General features: G+C 71.4%; 14 protein-coding genes and 1 pseudogene. 6 read left to right on the top strand and 9 right to left on the bottom strand.

All coding sequences use genetic code 11. The features are described from left to right. Positions 1-77: 77 nt before the first annotated feature. Positions 78-671 (bottom strand): annotated as a pseudogene (locus ACZ61C_RS43670) (TetR/AcrR family transcriptional regulator); the annotation flags it as partial. A 54-nt stretch (positions 672-725) separates the two neighbouring features. On the opposite strand from ACZ61C_RS43670, the gene ACZ61C_RS43665 reads away from it, so the two are divergent. Next, complete coding sequence (locus ACZ61C_RS43665; protein ID WP_465313852.1) at positions 726-1,652, top strand: pentapeptide repeat-containing protein; 927 nt, start codon at positions 726-728, stop codon at positions 1,650-1,652. An 8-nt stretch (positions 1,653-1,660) separates the two neighbouring features. Here the strand turns inward: ACZ61C_RS43665 and ACZ61C_RS43660 are convergent, their stop codons facing one another. The 6 genes from ACZ61C_RS43660 to ACZ61C_RS43635 form a co-directional block, all read right to left on the bottom strand. Next, complete coding sequence (locus tag ACZ61C_RS43660; RefSeq protein WP_465313851.1) at positions 1,661-3,661, bottom strand: glycoside hydrolase family 31 protein; 2,001 nt, start codon at positions 3,659-3,661, stop codon at positions 1,661-1,663. An 8-nt stretch (positions 3,662-3,669) separates the two neighbouring features. Next, entirely contained in the window at positions 3,670-4,473 is an 804-nt protein-coding gene (locus tag ACZ61C_RS43655; RefSeq protein ID WP_465313850.1) for a carbohydrate ABC transporter permease, read from the bottom strand. After that, positions 4,470-5,369 (bottom strand): carbohydrate ABC transporter permease, encoded by a 900-nt coding sequence (locus ACZ61C_RS43650; protein ID WP_465313849.1) that lies wholly within the window; start codon positions 5,367-5,369, stop codon positions 4,470-4,472. Before ACZ61C_RS43650 ends, ACZ61C_RS43655 begins: the two co-directional genes overlap by 4 nt. Then, positions 5,366-6,598, bottom strand: a complete 1,233-nt coding sequence (locus tag ACZ61C_RS43645; protein WP_465313848.1) for a sugar ABC transporter substrate-binding protein — start codon at positions 6,596-6,598, stop codon at positions 5,366-5,368. Before ACZ61C_RS43645 ends, ACZ61C_RS43650 begins: the two co-directional genes overlap by 4 nt. A gap of 33 nt (positions 6,599-6,631) precedes the next feature. After that, complete coding sequence (locus tag ACZ61C_RS43640; RefSeq protein WP_465313847.1) at positions 6,632-7,639, bottom strand: LacI family DNA-binding transcriptional regulator; 1,008 nt, start codon at positions 7,637-7,639, stop codon at positions 6,632-6,634. Positions 7,640-8,162: 523 nt separating this feature from the next. Next, a complete protein-coding gene (locus ACZ61C_RS43635) occupies positions 8,163-8,978 on the bottom strand; it encodes an SAM-dependent methyltransferase (protein ID WP_465313846.1) in 816 nt (271 codons plus the stop codon). Positions 8,979-9,095: 117 nt separating this feature from the next. Between ACZ61C_RS43635 and ACZ61C_RS43630 the strand changes: the two genes are divergently transcribed. The 3 genes from ACZ61C_RS43630 (at position 9,096) to ACZ61C_RS43620 (ending at position 13,781) form a co-directional block, all read left to right on the top strand. Continuing rightward, the gene (locus ACZ61C_RS43630; RefSeq protein WP_465313845.1) at positions 9,096-10,424 is read left to right on the top strand and encodes a cytochrome P450; all 1,329 of its coding nucleotides are present in this window, start codon (positions 9,096-9,098) and stop codon (positions 10,422-10,424) included. Positions 10,425-10,556: 132 nt separating this feature from the next. After that, positions 10,557-11,588 carry an alpha/beta hydrolase gene (locus tag ACZ61C_RS43625; protein WP_465313961.1) on the top strand — a complete coding sequence of 344 codons (1,032 nt, stop codon included), beginning with the start codon at positions 10,557-10,559 and terminating at the stop codon, positions 11,586-11,588. A 90-nt stretch (positions 11,589-11,678) separates the two neighbouring features. Further along, positions 11,679-13,781, top strand: a complete 2,103-nt coding sequence (locus ACZ61C_RS43620) for a diguanylate cyclase domain-containing protein (protein ID WP_465313844.1) — start codon at positions 11,679-11,681, stop codon at positions 13,779-13,781. A 5-nt stretch (positions 13,782-13,786) separates the two neighbouring features. Here ACZ61C_RS43620 and ACZ61C_RS43615 read toward each other — a convergent pair whose 3' ends face one another. Together ACZ61C_RS43615 and ACZ61C_RS43610 are read right to left on the bottom strand one after the other, a co-directional pair. Beyond that, the gene (locus ACZ61C_RS43615; protein ID WP_465313843.1) at positions 13,787-13,918 is read right to left on the bottom strand and encodes a hypothetical protein; all 132 of its coding nucleotides are present in this window, start codon (positions 13,916-13,918) and stop codon (positions 13,787-13,789) included. After that, on the bottom strand, positions 13,915-14,577 hold the full coding sequence (locus tag ACZ61C_RS43610; RefSeq protein ID WP_465313842.1) for a nitroreductase family protein: 663 nt from the start codon (positions 14,575-14,577) through the stop codon (positions 13,915-13,917). The genes ACZ61C_RS43615 and ACZ61C_RS43610 overlap by 4 nt, the downstream gene beginning before the upstream one ends. Before the next feature lie 222 nt (positions 14,578-14,799). Here ACZ61C_RS43610 and ACZ61C_RS43605 point away from each other — a divergent pair, with 222 nt between their 5' ends. Beyond that, the gene (locus ACZ61C_RS43605) at positions 14,800-15,219 is read left to right on the top strand and encodes a hypothetical protein (RefSeq protein WP_465313841.1); all 420 of its coding nucleotides are present in this window, start codon (positions 14,800-14,802) and stop codon (positions 15,217-15,219) included. A gap of 31 nt (positions 15,220-15,250) precedes the next feature. Then, positions 15,251-17,344 (top strand): (Fe-S)-binding protein, encoded by a 2,094-nt coding sequence (locus tag ACZ61C_RS43600; RefSeq protein ID WP_465313840.1) that lies wholly within the window; start codon positions 15,251-15,253, stop codon positions 17,342-17,344. Positions 17,345-17,379 lie beyond the last annotated feature (35 nt).

The raw sequence follows: 17,379 nt of genomic DNA, 5'->3' as shown, positions 1-17,379 counted from the left end.
ACCCCCCCCCCCCTCCCCCCCCCCCACCCCCCCCCCCCCCCCCCCCCCCCCCTACCCCCCCCCCCCCCCCCCCCCCCCCCCCTCGCCCGCAGGTTCGCGATCCCGACGTCGAGCGCCGCTTCCAGGTGGTCGATGCGGCCGGTCGAGAGCATCACCACCACGCCGCCCTGCAGGCCCGCCAGCAGGGCGGCCGCGGTGCGTTCGACATTCAGCTCCGTGCTCACCTCGCCGGCCTCCCGCAGCCGGCGGATGCCGGCCTCCAGCTCGTTCTGCCAGCCGCGCAGCAGCTCCGTCACCACGGCCTGCGCGCCCGGGGTCGCCCGGCCCAGCTGGGAAATCAGCACGTTGAGCGGGCAGTACTGCCCGCGCTCGCGGTAGTGCGAGACGACCGTGTCGCGCCAGCGCTTCCACGCCGCCCACGAGCCCAGCTCGCCCAGCTGCGGCTGCTGGGCCGCCATCACCTGGCCGGCCTCGAAGCGCGCCACCTCCAGCAGGAGCTCTTCCTTGCCGTCCGGGAAGTAGTGGAAGAGCTGGCTCTTGCTGGTGCCGGTGCGCGCGCGGACGTCGTCGAGCGTCGTGACGGCGACTCCGCGCTCGCGGATCTCCGCCGCCGCGCCTTCGATGATCCGCTGCCGCGTCGCGGCGCCTTTCTTCGTCAGCGTTGGACTCACAGGTCCACTTTAAACCGGTGTCGCCGGTCCGGGCCGGGAGTGGACAATCCCGGCATGTCCACGCTCACCCCGTTCCCGATCCTCGCGCTCATCGGTGCGGTGTCCGGCGCGGTCACGGCGTGGCTGCTGCTCCGCCGCGACCGGCCGGCCGAGGTCCTGACCCCGGCCGCGCCGCCGGAGCCGGTGCCGCGGGAGGTCCAGGCGGAACTGCTCGCGAACGAGTACGCGGCGCGCCTTGCCGCGCTGCGGAGCCTGGCCGAAGCGGCCGACGACGACGCTGGGCTGCGCCAGGAGTGCGTCGACGAGGTCCTCGCCCAGCTCCGCCACGGCCCGCAGGAGCCGCTGTGGGAGCTGCTGCGGCCGCGCCTGCGGCGGGCCGATCCGCGGTTCTGGCCGGACGTGGACCTGCACGTCGGGCACGCGGTGCTGGCCGCGGTCGACCTGCGCGGCTGCTCGGTGCGCGATGCCGTCTTCAGGAGTGTCCGCTTCGTCGGGGACGCCCGCTTCGACGGCGTGGTCTTCACCGGCCTCGTGAGCTTCGGAGGCTCGTGCTTCGCGAGGCACGCCCGGTTCCGCGACACCCGGTTCGCCGAGGGCGCGGACTTCGAGGGCGTCACGTTCACCGGGACCGCGTCGTTCGCCGGGAGCACCAGCCACGGCGAAACCTGGTTCGAAAACGCGCGGTTCTCGGCCCTGACGGACTTCTCTGCGGCGGAGTTCGCCGACGACGCGTCGTTCGCCGGAGCGGGCTTCGCCGGCCGGACGACCTTCCGCGGCACCCGGTTCACCGACGCCTTCTTCGGCGGCGCCCGGTTCAGCGGTCACGCCGACTTCACCGGCGCGACCGCCACCCGATTCCGGTTCCCGCGGGCGCGGGTCCGCACGGACGTCCACGTCGTCCGCACGTGGCCGGCGGGTGTCCACGCGGGCGAGCCGGTGCCGTGGCGCCCGGGTTTCTGGGCCGAGCTGCACGGCGCGTGACCCCGCCGTCAGCCGCGGATCGGCAGCTTCGTGTCGTCGCGCAGGAAGAGCGGGATCCGCTCCGGCGGGGCGGCCGCCTCGACGGTGGCCCCGCCGTCGTGGCGCGCACCGGTCACCGCGTCCGTCCACAGCGCACCCGAGGGCAGGTAGACCCGGCGTGATGTGACGCCGGGTTCGAGCACCGGCGCGACCAGCAGGTCCGGGCCGAGCAGGAACGCGTCGTCGACGTCCCACGCGCCCGGGTCACCCGGGAAGTCGACGAACAGCGGCCGCATCGGCGGGACACCCTGCTCGTGCGCCACTCGCATCTGGGCCATCAGGTACGGCCGCAGCCGCTCCCGCAGCCGCAAGGACTCCTCGATCGCCGCCAGCGCCTCGGCGCCGTACGACCAGACCTCGTTCGGCCCGCCGGTCATCTCCGGCCCGAACGGCGGCCGCGGGTCGCGGAAGCCGTGCAGGCGGAACAGCGGGCAGCACACGCCGTAGGAGAACCACCGCACCATCAGCTCGCGATAGCCGGGCGACGCCGGGTCACCGCCGTGGAACCCGCCGATGTCCGTGGTCCACCACGGGATCCCGGCGACCGCGACGTTGAGCCCCGCCCGCACCTGCGCCCGCAGCGACGCCCAGGTCGCCGGGACGTCCCCCGACCACAGCGCCGCGCCGAACCGCTGGCTGCCGGCCCACGCCGAGCGGCTGAGCAGCACCACCTCGTCGTCGCCCTCGCCGCGGATGCCGTCGTGGAAGGCCTGCGCGTTCGCCTGCGGGTAGAGGTTGAAGACCTCCGAGCCCGGCCCGGCGTGGAAGCCGAGGTTGTGCGGGTGGCCGGGCTGGATCTCCGGCTCGTCGCCGTCGAGCCACCACGCGCGCACGCCGAGGTCGTAGTAGTTCTCCTTGACCTTGCCCCAGACGAACCGCCGCGCCGCCGGGTTGGTCGCGTCGTAGAACGCCACCGGCAGCTCGACGTCGAACCCCTTGTCCTGCCACGGCGCGTGAGCCGGGACGCCGTTCTCGGCCGCCACCAGCAGGCCCTGCTCGTGCAGCTCGCGGTAGTTCTCCGACAGCGGGCTGACCGACGGCCACACCGACACCATCAGCTTGACGCCCAGCTCGTCGAGCTCCCGCACCAGCCCGGCCGGGTCGGGCCACTCGGCCGGGTCGAACTTCCAGTCGCCGAGGTGCGTCCAGTGGAAGAAGTCGGCGGCGATCACCGACAGCGGCAGCCCCCGCGAGTGGTATTCCCGCGCGACGGCCAGCAGCTCCGCCTGCGTCCGGTAGCGCAGCTTCGACTGCCAGAACCCGGTCGCCCACTCCGGCAGCACGGGCGCGTGCCCGGTCGCGTCGGCGTAGTGGCCGAGGATCTGCCGCGGGCCGTCGCCGGTGGTCACCCAGTAGTCGAGCTGACGCGCGTCGTCGGCGACCCAGCGGGTGCCGTTGGCGGCCAGCTCGACCCGGCCGACCGCGGGGTTGTTCCAGAGGAAGCCGTAGCCGCGGCTCGAGAGCAGGAACGGCACCGACACCTCGGCGTTGCGCTGCACCAGGTCGAGGACCAGGCCCTTCTGGTCGAGCCGGCCGTGCGTGTGCTGGCCGAGGCCGTAGACCCGCTCGTCGTCGTGGGCGGCGAACCGCTGTTCGAGGCGGCCGTACCCGTTGCGCGACGGCAGGAACAGCCGGGCGCCGGGCCACCAGAAGTGCGCGCGCTGCTCGGCCAGCAGCTCCTCGCCGGTGTCCGTGCGGACGAACGTCAGCTGCGCGTCGACGCCGGTGTCGGTGTCGGTCAGCTCGACGACCGCGGTGAGCGCGCCGTTCACCACCCGGCCGGACCGCTCGCCGTCCTCGGCGGTGGCGGCGGACGGCTTCGCGGGCAGGAGCGCGCCCGGGACGTCGTCGAGGATCCGGTGCCGTCCGGCGCGCACGCGCAGGCTGTCCGCGCCCCACGGTTCGATCCGCAGGACCTCGTGCCGCACGGTGACTTCGAGCGAGCGGCCGTCTTCGGTCGTGGCGATCACGCGGTCTCCTAGTCTTTGACGGCGCCGCTGGTCAGCCCGGCGACGACGTACCGCTGGGCCACGACGAGCAGGACGGCCGCGGGGACCGCGGCGAGGACGGCGGTGGCCATGACCCCGTTCCAGTCCGCGGACTGGTTGCCGACGAACCGGTAGACGCCGACGGTGACCGGCTCGATCGACCGGCCGGTGGTGAGGGTGACGGCGAAGAGGAAGTCCGCCCAGGCGAACAGGAACGAGAACAGCCCGGCGGTCACGAGGGCGTTGCGGCTGACCGGGAGGATGATCGAGACGAACGTCCGCCAGTACCCGGCGCCGTCCACTCGGGACGCTTCAGTCAGCTCCCTCGGCACGGAGATCATGAAGGCCCGCAACAGCAGCACCGCGAACGGGATGGTCGCGGTGGAGTCGGCGAGCACGAGGCCGAGGTAGTTGTCGATCAGCCCGAGGTTGCCGAACACGGTGTAGAGCGCGTTGGCCATCACGATCCCCGGGATCATCTGCACGATGAGCAGCACGAACACCAGCGCCGGCCCGCCGCGGACCTTGAGCTGGGCCAGCGCGTACGCCGCGGGCGCGGCGACCGCGAGCGAGACGAGCACGGTCCCGAGCGCGATGACGACACTGGACAGCAGGTGTGGTCCCTGCGACGCGAGGGCCTCGCGGTAGCCGTCCAGCGTGCCGCCGACCGGGAAGAAGGCCGGGTCCGGGCGCAGCAGCGCGCCGCTGGGCTGCAGCGACGCGTTGACCATCCAGTACAGCGGGAACAGCAGCACGGCGACGATCAGCACACCGAACACCGTCCGGGCCTTCACGTCGCCGCCTCGGCCAGCGTCGCCCGGGCCGAGCGCAGGTACAGCAGCCCGAACACCGTGGCGACCAGGATGAGGACGTTGCCGACGGCCGCACCTTGCCCGAACGCGAAGTCCCCGAAGGACAGCCGGTAGGACCACGTCGTGAGCGTCTGCGTCGCGTTCGCCGGCCCGCCGCCGGTGACGACCATGATCACGTCGAACACCTTGATCGTGTAGACCAGCCCGAGCAGCAGCACGATGCCCGTCACCGGCCGCAGCAGCGGCCAGGTGACGTGCCGGAACCGCTGCCACGCGTTCGCGCCGTCGAGTGCCGCGGCCTCGTGGAGCGACGCCGGGATCGCGCGCAGGCCGCCGTGCAGGATCACCAGGTTGAACGGGATGCCGATCCAGATGTTGGTGAGGATCACGGCGGGCAGCGCCCAGGTCGTGCTGCTCAGCCACGGCACCGCGGGGAAGCCGAGGAGGCGCAGGCCCGCGTTGAGCACCCCGTGGTCCTGGTCGAACATCCACCGCCAGACCGCCCCGCTGACCACCAGCGGCAGCAGCCACGGCAGCAGGAGCAGCGACCGCAGCAGCGCGCTGCCGAGGAACCGGCCGGTGAAGAACACCGCCAGCGCCAGGCCGATGCCGAACTGGAAGACGAGCGACCCGGCGGTGAACAGCACGGTGGTGAGCGCGGCCGTCGAGAACAACGGGTCGGCGAACACGGCGGAGTAGTTGGCGAAGCCGACGAAGGGCGCTTCACCGGTGTAGAACGACTTCACCGTGTAGTCCTGGGCACTCATCACCAGGTTCGCGACCAGGGGGTACCCGAAGAACACCGCGACGTAGGCCAGCGCCGGCAGGAGGAACGCCCACGCCGCGAACCGGGGCTCGCGGCGGGCGGCCGGGGTCACGACCCGCTCGCCCGCTGTGCGGCCTTCAGGGCCTGGTCGGCCGGCTGCTTCCCGGTCAGCGCCGCCTGCAGCGCGTCGGCCAGGGCTTGCGAGACCTTCGGGTACTTCTCGCCGAGCTCGGCGGTGCGGGAGCGGGCCGAGCCGACCTCGTCGACGAAGGCCTGCATCGCGGGCTGCTCGGCGCCGAACCTCGTGGCCGCGGCCGTCTTCGACGGGACGTAGGCGTGGGCCTTGCTCCACTGCAGCATCGTCGGTTCGGAAAGGATGCAGGAGAGCACCTTCCCGGCGGCCTGCTGGGCGGGTCCGCTGGTGACCGGCACGGCGCCGACCTCGCCGCCGAGGGCGACCACCGGCTTGGCCCCGGCCTGGGGCACCGGGATCGGCGCCACGCCGTAGTGCAGCGACTTCTGCTCGTCGAGCCGGGCCAGGTTCCACGACCCGTTGACCATCATGGCCGCGGCACCGCCGACGAACTGGTCGGCGACGTCGTTCTGGTTCCACGTCACCACGGACTTCGACGCCGAGCCGGAGCTCACCAGCTCCGTGACGTACTGCAGGGCCTGCACGGCCTTCGGGGAGTCCAGCTGGGACAGTTCCGCGCCGTTGCCCCAGAAGAACGGGAGGAACTGCCAAGTGCCCTCTTCGGACGGGATCGCGGAGAACGCGAGGCCGTACTTGCCGTCCTTGGTGAGCTTCGCCGCGGCGGCCTTCAGCTCGTCCCAGGTCTTCGGCGGCTCGACACCGGCCGCGGTGAGGAGGTCCTTGTTGTAGATCAGCGCGAGGCCGTTGACGCCGGGAGCGACGCCGTACACCTTTCCTTGGTAGGTCCCGGCTTTCACGATGCTTTCGTAGTAACCGTCGGTGGTGATGCCGTAGTCGCCCAGCGCCGTCAGCGCGCCGGTGGCGGCGACCTGCTGCAGTGTCGGGTTGTCGGTGAAGAGCAGGTCCGGCAGCGTCTTCGAGCTCGCGCCCTGCAGGATCTTCGGCAGCATCTGGGCGGTCGGCACCTTCTGCCGGTCGATCTTGACCCCGGTCTGCGTCGCGCACGTGTCGAGGACCTTCTGCCACGCGGCGGAACCCTGTTCGTCGGCGTAGTAGTCGAGCTCGGTGATCGAGGTGGCGGCCGGGGCGCCGGCGGCGCTCGACACCGGGGGCGCGGGGCTGGGGCTGCAGGCGGCCAGCAGGGTGGCGCTCGCGGCCAGGACGAGGGCGCGACGAGCTGCGGACATGGTGGTTCTCCTTCGTCGCTGGAGTGGAACCGGTCAGGCGCGCGGCGCGGCGGTGCTGTCTCGCGGGGTGAGGCGGGGTCCGAGCAGCCGGACCTCGGGGGTGGTGTGGCCGGCGAGCCGGCGCATGGTCATCTCGACGGCCTGGGCGCCGACCTCCTCGGCCGGGATGGCCACGGTGGTCAGCGCGACCGCGTGCTGCGCGGCCATGCTGTCCGGGCAGACCGCGACGACGGAGATGTCCTCGGGCACGCGCAGACCGCGCTGGCGCAGGTTCGAGAGCAGCCCGGGCAGCACGGCCTCGTTGTGCACGACCAGCCCGGTCAGGTCCGGGTCGGCGGCGAGCAGTTCGTCCAAACAGGCGCTCACGGCTTCGTAGGAGTGCGCGCAGGGCCGGTTCGTCGCCCGCACACCACGGCTTTGCGCGGCGTCGTCGAACCCGCGCAGGAAGCGCGTCGCGTAGCTGGTGCCGCGCCGGTAGACGGCGGGGGAGGGGCCGATCAGCGCGACCGAGCGGTGGCCGAGGTCGGCCAGGTGCGCGACACACGCGGAGCCCGCCGCGGTGAAGTCGAGGTCGACGCAGCTCAGCCCGGCCGGGTGGTCGGGCACCCCGATGAGCACCACCGGCCGGTCGAGCGCGATGAGCATCGGCACCCGCGGGTCCGCGGCCTCGACGTCCATCACCATCAGCGCGTCGGCGATCGCCGAGGACGCCACCCGCTGCAGCGCGGCGGGGCCTTCGTCCTTGGTGAGCAGCAACAGGTCCTGGTCGTGCGCACGGGCCGCGGTGACCGCCGCGGCGACGAACTCCATCACCACGGCGACGTTGAGGTCGGTGCGCAGCGGGACGACCAGGGCCAGCACGTTGGTCTTGCTGCTGGCGAGCGCGCGGGCCCCGGCGTGCGGGTGGTACCCGAGCTTGCGGATACTCTCTTCCACCAGCCGCCGGGTCTTCGGCGAGATCGAGCGCTTTCCGCTGATCACGTACGACACCGTGCTGGGTGCCACGCCCGCCGCGCTGGCGACGTCGTTGATCGTGACCACGTGCGGCCTCCTGGGGACGAAGCGGGAGAAGTGCGTCGAAGCGCATCGACGATGGCAAGAAGGTAGGTGACACCCGCGCGAAACACAAGCACGCTTTGCCGCGTGGAGATATTCGATTCGCATTCGACGGCGGGCCTCGGAGTCGAATTTGTCGAACGGTGCTGGTAACGGATCTTCCCCCAGCTCAAAGCGCAGTTTGGAGCGTGACCGAAACTTCCTGGGCGCGCTCCCAGTAAGTCTTGACCTTCGACTCGGGCGACTGTAATAGTCGTCACCGTCCGCACCTTCGACGCGAATGTTCCGCGCCGCGCCGTCGAAACGATTCGACGAATCCGGGAGGCCTTTCGTGCGGCGGGGTCGCAACGACGACGGGCACTCCGAAGATCCGTGCCTCACCGGGCGGCCCGCCTCGGCGTCCACAGTGGAGTCATCACGCGTCACGGTGCGTGGGGCCGACCGGCCGCCACGACGTCTACCCGACCTTCGACGGCCCGGTGAACTGGCGACATTCTCCCTGTGGTGACTAGGGTTTCCGGCCCATACCCGCATACGGCAGCGCGTTGATCGCCGGGTCGTCGGACATGTCGCCGGCGCCGCGGGGGTTCCACATCGCGCACCCCACCAGCCCCGGCTCCACCATTTCGAAGCCGTCGAAGAAGCGGAGGACCTCGGCGTGGGTGCGGGGGACCGGCTGGTTCTGCTGGTTCTGGTTGCTCTTGTACACCTCGACCGCCTCGTCGAGGCGCTCGGACTCGGAGTCCGCCGCGACGTGCGAGATCGTCAGGTAGCTGCCCGGGGCGAGGCGGTCGCGGTAGCGGGCGACGATGCCCGCCGGGTCCCACGAGTCCGGGACGAAGTGCAGCAGCAGCAACATGAACACGGCGACCGGCTGGTCCGGGTCCAGCAGCTTGGCGGCGCCTTCCAGGACTTCGTCGACGTCGCGCAGGTCCGCCTGCAGCACCAGACAGCCCGGGTTGTCCTGCAGCAGCAGCTCGCTGTGCGCGACGGCGACCGGCTCGCGGTCGACGTACACCACGCGGCACGACGGGTCGGCCTGCTGGACGATCTCGTGCAGGTTGCCCACCGTCGGGATGCCGGAGCCGATGTCGAGGAACTGCCGGACGCCGGCGTCGACGAGGTACCGTGCCGCGCGGCGAAGGAACGCGCGGTTGAGGCGGGCCGCGTCGCGGACGCCCGGCATGATCTCGAGGATCTGCTCGCCGAGCGCGCGGTCGGCGGCGAAGTTGTGGTCGCCGTCGAGCCAGAAGTCGTACACCCGCGCCGGGTTCGGCACCGTGGTGTCGATCTCCGCCGGCACCCAGCTCAGTTCCCCGGTCACGGGACCTCCCACCCTCGCTCGAGATGCCGGAGTGTAGCGCCCTCATCCGTTCGTGTGGACCCGCGCTCGGAGACCCCGCCGCGTCGCTAAGGTGTCCCGGTCGCGAGGAGGCGAGACATGACCGACGCGCGTCCCGTTCCCGGCCGCCGGCCCGTGCTCGGGCACACCGTGGCGCTGCTGCGTGACCCGCTGAAACTCCTCACTTCCCTGCCCGCACACGGAGAAGTCGTCAAACTCCACCTGGGCCCGCTGCCGGTGCACGTGGTCACGACCCCCGAGCTGTCCTGGCAGGTGCTGGCCACCGACGCCGACAAGTTCGACAAGGGCCTGGTCTTCGACAAGATGCGCCCGCTCTTCGGCGACGGCCTGGCCACCTCGAACGGCGAGCTCAACCGCCGTCAGCGCCGGCTGGTGATGCCCGCCTTCGGCCGGACGCGGATCGCGGGCTACGCCGAAAACACCATGACCAAGCTGGCCGACGAGATCACGACGTCGTGGCAGCCGGGCGAAGTCGTCGAGTTCGACCGGCGGATGCAGGACCTGGTGCTGACCATCGCGGGGCAGACGCTCTTCTCGACCGCGCTCGGCGACGAAGCACTCGCGGAGATCCAGCGTTCCATCCCGGTCATGCTGAAATACGTGCTGATCCGGGCTTTCTCCCCGAAATTCGTGGAAAAGCTGCCCATCCCGCCGAACCGGAAGTTCGACGCCGCGGCCGCGCGGCTGCGCGAGGTGATCGGCGAAACCGTGGTCACCGCCCGGGAGCAGGGCGCCGACCACGGCGACCTGCTGTCGATGCTGCTCATGGCGCGCGACGAGGACACCGGCGAGGGCATGTCCGACCGGCAGGTGCACGACGAGGTCATCACGATCCTCACCACCGGCGCCGAAACCACCGCCGTCGCCCTGGCCTGGTTCTTCCACGAGCTCGGGCAGCACCCGGACGTCGAACGCCGCTTCCACGCCGAGGTCGACGCCGTGCTCGGCGGCCGGGCCGCGCGGTTCGAGGACCTGCCGGATCTGGTGTACACGCACCAGATCGTCAACGAGGTCGTCCGCCGGACACCGCCGCTGATCCTCATGCGCCGGGCCCGCGAAGACGTCGAGCTCGGCGGCGTCCGGATCCCGGCCGGCGCCGAGGTCGCGGTCAGCCAGCACACGCTGCACCGGGATCCGCGCTGGTTCCCCGATCCCGGGCGGTTCGACCCCGGCCGGTGGGCTCCCGGCCACACCGCGGAACTGCCGAAGGGCGCCTACATCCCGTTCGGCGCGGGCGCCCGGCTGTGTCCCGGCCACGTGTTCGCGCCGACGGAGCTGGGCATCGTCGCCGCCACGATCGGGGCGCGCTGGCGGCTGGTTCCGGTGCCGGGCAAGAAGGTCTACGCGCAGCTCAAGGCCACGATGCAGCCGAACCGGCTGCCGATGACGCTGGTGCCGCGGACCTGACGGTGCCCGTTCGGCTACCGGGTGTAGTGTTCCGGAGTTCCTTCACCTGTCCGAGTCCAGAGGGAGTGCGGCGTGAAGCTGCCCGTCAAGGTGACGTCGGCCCTGTTCGCCTGCGGTGTCCTGCTCGCCTCGATGACCGCCGCGATGCCCGCCGAGGCCGCCGCGATCTCGTGCACCGACACGGATCTGCCGGTCAGCGGCCCGGGTCTGCCGCCGCTGGTGCCGGGTGCGCCCGCGACGATGCACGGCCGGCTGTGCCTGCCCGCCGGGAGCGTGCCGGACACCGTCCAGCTGCTCGTGCACGGCGGGACGTACAACAGCGCCTACTGGGACCTGCCGTACCAGCCCGAGCGGTACTCCTACCAGCGCGACATGGCCGCGCACGGCTACGCGACCTTCGCCGCGGACCAGCTCGGCGCCGGGAACAGCAGCCACCCGCTGAGCCTGCCGCTGTCGGTGTGGGCCGCGGCGGAGTCGACGCACGAGGTGGTCGGCCACCTGCGCGCCGGGCACGTCGGCGGGGTGCGGTTCGCGAAGGTCGTGATCGTCGGGCACTCGGTCGGCTCCGGTGTGGTCGCCGTCGAAGCGTCGACCTACCACGACGTCGACGGGGTGGTCCTCACCGGCATCACGCACCTGCCCGCGCTGCCGGTGCTGGCGCTCGGCGCGGCGCTCGGCCTCCAGCCCGCGCTGCTCGACGGACAGCTCGGGCACCTCGGCAGCGATCCGCTGTACTTCACCACGCGGCCGGGGGCGCGGGCCGGGCTGTTCTACAGCACCGCCGACGCCGACCCGGGCGTGATCGCGGCCGACGAAGCCACGAAGGACCAGGTCTCGGTGCCCGGGATGGGCACGGTCGCGTTGTTCGGGATCGTGCTGCCGGCGACGAGGGGAATTACCGCACCGGTTTTCCAGGTGGTGGGAGAAAAGGACGTTCTTTTCTGCGGACTGCTCGCGCTGCGTGACTGCGGGGACCCCGGAGTGTTGCGCGCGCAGGAGGCGCCCTACTACGCCGATCCGTCGAAACTGTCGATGTACGTCCTCCCGGGTGCCGGTCATTCCGTTGCGTTGCACCGGAACGCCGGTGACTACCGGGACGCCACCCGGTCGTGGCTGCGAAACAGCCTGGGTATCACTCCGCAGGGTTATCACTCGATTGGATGAATATTAAACCGTGCGTGTCGCGTTGTTTCGCGCCAAGATATATCGGCTGACCGAATCGGAGTATGCCCGAGACCCCTTGGACAGGCAGAGGTGACTGCTCCCCATCCCCGCGGTGACACCCCGCGGAAGAAGCCGTCCGCCGAACGCGCGGCACGCCGGCTCGGCACCCTCGCGCGCAAGTGGGGTTACCTGGTCAGCACGACCGCCTACCTGCCGCACACGCCCGAAGAGATCGAGCGCGAGCTGGCGGTCCTGGCCGGCCGGCTGTTCGACGCGGTCGCGAGCGAGCCCCCGGACGTGGCGGGCGCCGCGGCGGCCGGGAAGCGGCTCGTCGAACTGCGGTGCGTCGGCGCGGACAGCCTGCGCCGCAGCCTGGAGGTGCTCGGCAAGGCGCTCCTGCGCGAGCCGGAGCTGCACCACGTCGAGCGCCTGGCCGAGCGGGTCGTGGTCGTGCTCGGCGCGCTCAGCTCCGGGTACGGCGAGATGATGCGCGAGGACATCCAGAAGCGGCAGGAAGGCCTCAGCCGCGCGCTGCTGAAGGTCGAGCAGGAGACGCGGCAGAAGCACGTCATCACCCGCGCGCAGTTCGAGGAAGTGTTCGCCGGCTCGGCCAGCGGCGTCGCGCTCACCGAGCTGGACGGCCGGGTGCTGCGGGCCAACGCGGCGCTCGCCAAGACGCTCAACCGCACACCGGCCGAGATCGCCGCGCTGAGCCTGTTCGACCTCGTGCACCCGGAGGACGTCGAGCTGCTGCGGGAGGCCTACCGGGACCTGGTGGCCGGCAAGCTGCACCGGCTGCGCGCGGGCCGGCGCCTGCTCGGCCGCGACGGCGAGCCGATGTGGGCGACGTTCGCCGCTTCGGTGATCCGCGACGCCGTCGGCACCCCGCGGCAGGTGCTCACGATCGTCGACGACGACACCGAGGTTTCGCTGCTGCAGCGGCGCCTGTCCCACCAGGCCCTGCACGACGCGCTCACCGGGCTGCCGAACCGGCAGTTCTTCGGCACCCGGCTGGAAAACCTGCTGCGCGAGGCCGATGCCGCCCGCGGCGTCACGCTGTTCCACCTCGACCTGGACGGCTTCTCGCAGATCGCGGGCGGGCTCGGTCAGGAGCTCGCGGACCGCGTGCTGCGCGGCGTCGCCGCGAAGCTGAAGACGGTGTTCGAAGCGGAAAAGGCGCTCGTGGCCCGCCTCGGCGGCGACGAGTTCGGTGTGCTGGTGCAGAACTCCGCCGAGACGCCGGGTGTCGTGACGCTCGTCCGCCGGATCACCCATGAGCTCGCGGAGGCGGAGTACGTCGACGGCGACCGCGGGGTGGCGGTGTCGGCCAGCATCGGCGTGGTTCACCGGCCGCCGCGCGAGATCACGCCGGCGGAGCTGCTGCGCGCGTCGGACCTGACGCTGCGCCGCGTCCAGCGCACGGGCAACCAGTGGGGCCTCTACGACCGGGAGCTGGACCGGCGCGACCGGCACGACTTCGGGCTCGCGGCGTCGATGGCGGGCGCCTGGGAGAACGGCGAGATCGAGGTCCGCTACCGGCCGCTGGTCGCCGCCGGCGACGAGGTGGCCGGGGTGGAGGCGCGGCTGCGCTGGACGCATCCGCGGGAAGGTGTGCTGCCGCACGACACGTGCGTGCGGCTGGCCGCGGAGACCGGGCTGGCGCTGCCGCTGGGCACGTGGCTGCTGCGCACCGCGGCCGAGCGGCTGGCCGAGTCCGGCGTCGAGGTGCCGCTGACGGTGGAGCTCACGGCGCCGCAGGCGGGCGATCCGGAGCTGGTGGGGGAGATCCGCCGGGTGCTCGAAGACACCGGCCTGCCCCCGGACCGGCTCCGCCCCGGCTTCCCGGCGGCGGCCCTGCCCCCGGACGCCGTCGACGCGGCCGACAACCTCAAGGTGCTGGCGGAAATCGGCGTGGCCTCGGAGATCCACGGCGCGGCGGGCGATGTGACGTGGCTGGTGGACCTGCCGGTCCGCACGGTCCGCCTGGCGCCGCACGTGGTGGCCCGCCGGGACCACCCGCTGGTGGAGCTGTCGACGGCGACGCTGATCGAGGCGGTCCATCTGGGCGGGGCGACGGTTTCGGTGACCGAGGTCGGGAGCCGTGAGCTGGCCGGGTGGTGGCGGGAGCGCGGGGTGGATCTCGTGGCGGGGCCGGTGTTCGCGCAGCTGCCGGGCGGGTTGCCCGGCAACTGAGCCGGTCAGGCGCGGAGGAGAACCTCGTCGAGGGGCTTCGGCGCGGGTTCGGTGGCGGAGTCGGTTGCCTGAGGCGTGGCGGGTGCGGTGTTCGCCGAGCCGCCGAGCAGGTTGCCCGGCAGCTGAGCAGCGCTCACACCCGGACCAGCACCTCCTCGAGCGGCTTCCGCTGCAGATCCGGCACCACGCAGTCGTCCGCGGGATATCCCACCGGGATCACCGCGAACGCCTTTTCGTTGCGGGGCCGGCCGAGCAGCTCGCCGAGGAACCGCATCGGGGACGGGGTGTGCGTCAACGCCGCCAGGCCCGCCACCTGCAACGCAGTCAGGAGCATGCCGACCGCGATGCCCACCGACTCGTCGACGTAGTAGTGCTTGTGGACGCCGCCGTCTTCGTCGAGGGCGAAACGTTGCTGGAACACCACGATCAGGTACGGCGCGTCCGTCAGGTGCGGCTTCACCGCGTCCGTGCCCAGGGGTCGCAACGCGTCGAGCCACGCGTCGCCGAGCCGGCCGCCGTAGGAGATCCGTTCCTCCTCCTCGGCGGCTTCGCGGATCGTGCGGCGGACCGCCGGGTCGGTGACGAGGACGAACGTCCAGGGCTGCTGGTGCGCGCCGCTCGGTGCGGTGGACGCGACCGCGATCGCGTCGAGGACCGCACGCTCCGGCACCGGGTCGGGGGAGAACATCCGGACCGAGCGCCGTGCTTCCATCCGCTGCCGCAGCGCGGCGGACCGGGCGACGGCTTCGGCGGCGGGCAGCCGGGCGGGCCGGTAGGGCACGGGGTGGTAGGTCATGTCCGGAGTGTGGCGGGGGACACGGTCGCCGCGGCAGGGCCGAACGTACGATCTCCGTCACAACACCGTCCGCTGTACGGACAGTAAGGTGATCCTTCCTCGGTTTTTTACGCCGAACAGCCTAGGTCAACTAGGCCAGTTGGTCCTGTCGCACGACGTGAGCCTCTCATTACCCTCCAGTAGCAGGCAGTGGTGCCGATCACAGTCGCTCCAGGAGGCCCCATGGCGTCGCGCGTCCGAGGACCCGGCTCCGAAGATCGGCGCGAACTGCGGCTCAGGCACATCACCGGCTGTCTCTCCTGCACCCTCAAATGCGGGTACTGCGGGCTGCCGGTGCGGCTCACCGGACCGGGCAGCCACCCCGGCTACGGCGTGGTCGACGAAGTGAGCGGGGAGCTGGTGCTGCTGCACCGGTTCTGCCGCGGCGCGCTCGGCCGCTGCGGGACGCGGGGGTGCGTGCTGCGGCGCGCCCACCTCGGCCGCGCGACCGAGCAGTACGAAACCGGCCGCCGCCGTCCGGGGCGTTACCAGCGCCTCGGCGTCCGCCGGTCGGCCGACCTCGATCTGTACCGGAAACACTGGCGGGTCGCGAAGATGCGGTACGCGTGCCAGGCGTGCCGCTACTACACCGGCTCGCACTGAGCCGTTCCTTCCAGCACGTCACGGAGGACTCGTGCTCGTTCGTCTCATCCTCGGTCTGCTCATGACGGTCGTCGGCCTCGCCGTCGCCGGCAAGCGCGTGGCCTTCCTGTACCGGCTGATCAAGGCCGGCCAGCCCGACACGAAGCGGTCGGACGAGCTGGGCGCCCGCCTCTTCGCGCAGGTGCGCGAAGTGTTCGGCCAGCGCAAGCTCCTGAAGTGGTCGGTGCCCGGCCTCGCGCACTTCTTCACGTTCTGGGGCTTCGTGATCCTCGCTTCGGTGTACCTCGAGGCGTACGGCGCGCTGTTCGACGAGCGGTTCGCCATCCCGTGGATCGGGCACTGGGCGGTGCTCGGCTTCCTGCAGGACTTCATCGCCGTCATGGTGGCCGTGTCGCTGGGCGTGTTCACCGTGATCCGCATCCGGAACGCCCCCGAGCGCAAGGACCGCGCGTCCCGCTTCTACGGCTCGCACACCGGCGGCGCCTGGCTGATCCTGGTCATGATCTTCAACGTCGTCTGGACGATGTTCTTCTTCCGCGGCGCGTCTTCGGCGTCGGGCAACTTTCCGTACGACAACGGCGCGTACGTCTCGCTCGGCGTCGGGAACCTCCTCGAGCCGCTCGGGCACTCCACGACCGAGGTGCTGGAGACAGTCGGCCTGCTGCTGCACATCGGCGTCATGCTCGTGTTCCTCAGCATCGTGCTGTACTCCAAGCACCTGCACATCTTCGTCGCGCCGATCAACGTCTCGGCGAAGCGGCTGCCGGACGCGCTCGGCCCGCTGCTGCCGATGGAGTCCGGCGGCAAGCCCATCGACTTCGAAGACCCAGGCGAGGACGACACGTTCGGCCGCGGCAAGATCGGCGACTTCACGTGGAAGGGCATGCTCGACTTCGCCACGTGCACCGAGTGCGGCCGCTGCCAGTCGCAGTGCCCGGCGTGGAACACCGGGAAGCCGTTGTCGCCCAAGCTGCTCATCATGGGCCTGCGGGACAACCTCTTCGAGGAGGCGCCCTACGTCCTCTCGGGCAAGGAGCACGAGGACGCGCGCCCGCTGGTCGGACCGGAAGCCGACGGCGGTGTCATCGACCCCGACGTGCTCTGGTCGTGCACCACCTGCGGCGCGTGCGTCGAGCAGTGCCCGGTGGACATCGAGCACGTCGACCACATCGTCGACATGCGGCGCTACCAGGTGATGATCGAGTCGGCGTTCCCGACCGAGCTGGGCGGGCTGTTCAAGAACCTGGAGACCAAGGGCAACCCCTGGGGCCAGAACAACTCCGAACGCCTCGCCTGGACCAAGGACCTCGACTTCGACGTCCCGGTGTTCGACGGCGAGCTCGCGGAAGACGTCGAATACGTCTACTGGGTCGGCTGCGCGGGCGCGTTCGACGACAACGCCCGCAAGACCGTCCGCGCGACGGCCGAGCTGCTGCACATCGCCGGTGTGAAGTACGTCGTGCTCGGCAAGGAGGAGTCCTGCACCGGTGACCCGGCGCGCCGCGCGGGCAACGAGTTCCTCTTCCAGATGATGGCGCAGCAGACGGCGGAGACGCTCAACGCCGTGTTCGAGGGCCGCGAGCCGCGGCTGCGCAAGATCGTCACGACGTGCCCGCACTGCCTGAACACGCTCGGCCGCGAGTACCCGGACCTCGACGGTCACTACGAGGTCGTGCACCACACCCAGCTGCTCAACCGGCTGGTGCGCGGCGGGCAGCTGACGCCGGTCAAGGCGGTCGAAGACGGTCCGAAGGTCACCTACCACGACCCGTGTTACCTCGGCCGCCACAACAAGGTCTACACCCCGCCGCGCGAGCTCGTCGGGGCGACCGGCGCGACGCTCGAGGAGATGCCGCGCCACGCCGACCGCGCGCTCTGCTGCGGCGCGGGCGGCGCGCGGATGTGGATGGAGGAGCAGATCGGCAAGCGCATCAACCTGGAGCGGGTCGACGAAGCCATCGCGACGGACGCGGAGACGATCGTGACCGGCTGCCCGTTCTGCCGCGTGATGCTCACCGACGGCCTGGTCCAGCGGCAGAGCGAGCAGAAGGCGGAGAACGTCGACGTCCGCGACGTGGCCCAGCTGTTGCTGGAGCGGGTGAAGACACCGGCGCCGAAGGCCTGAACGGGTTCACCCGTTCGCCGGATATCTCCCGGCCG

It is taken from the genome of Amycolatopsis sp. NPDC104587, assembly GCF_055583645.1.
Note: the sequence above shows the minus strand (reverse complement) of the source record. Positions and strands in the feature narration are given on the sequence as shown.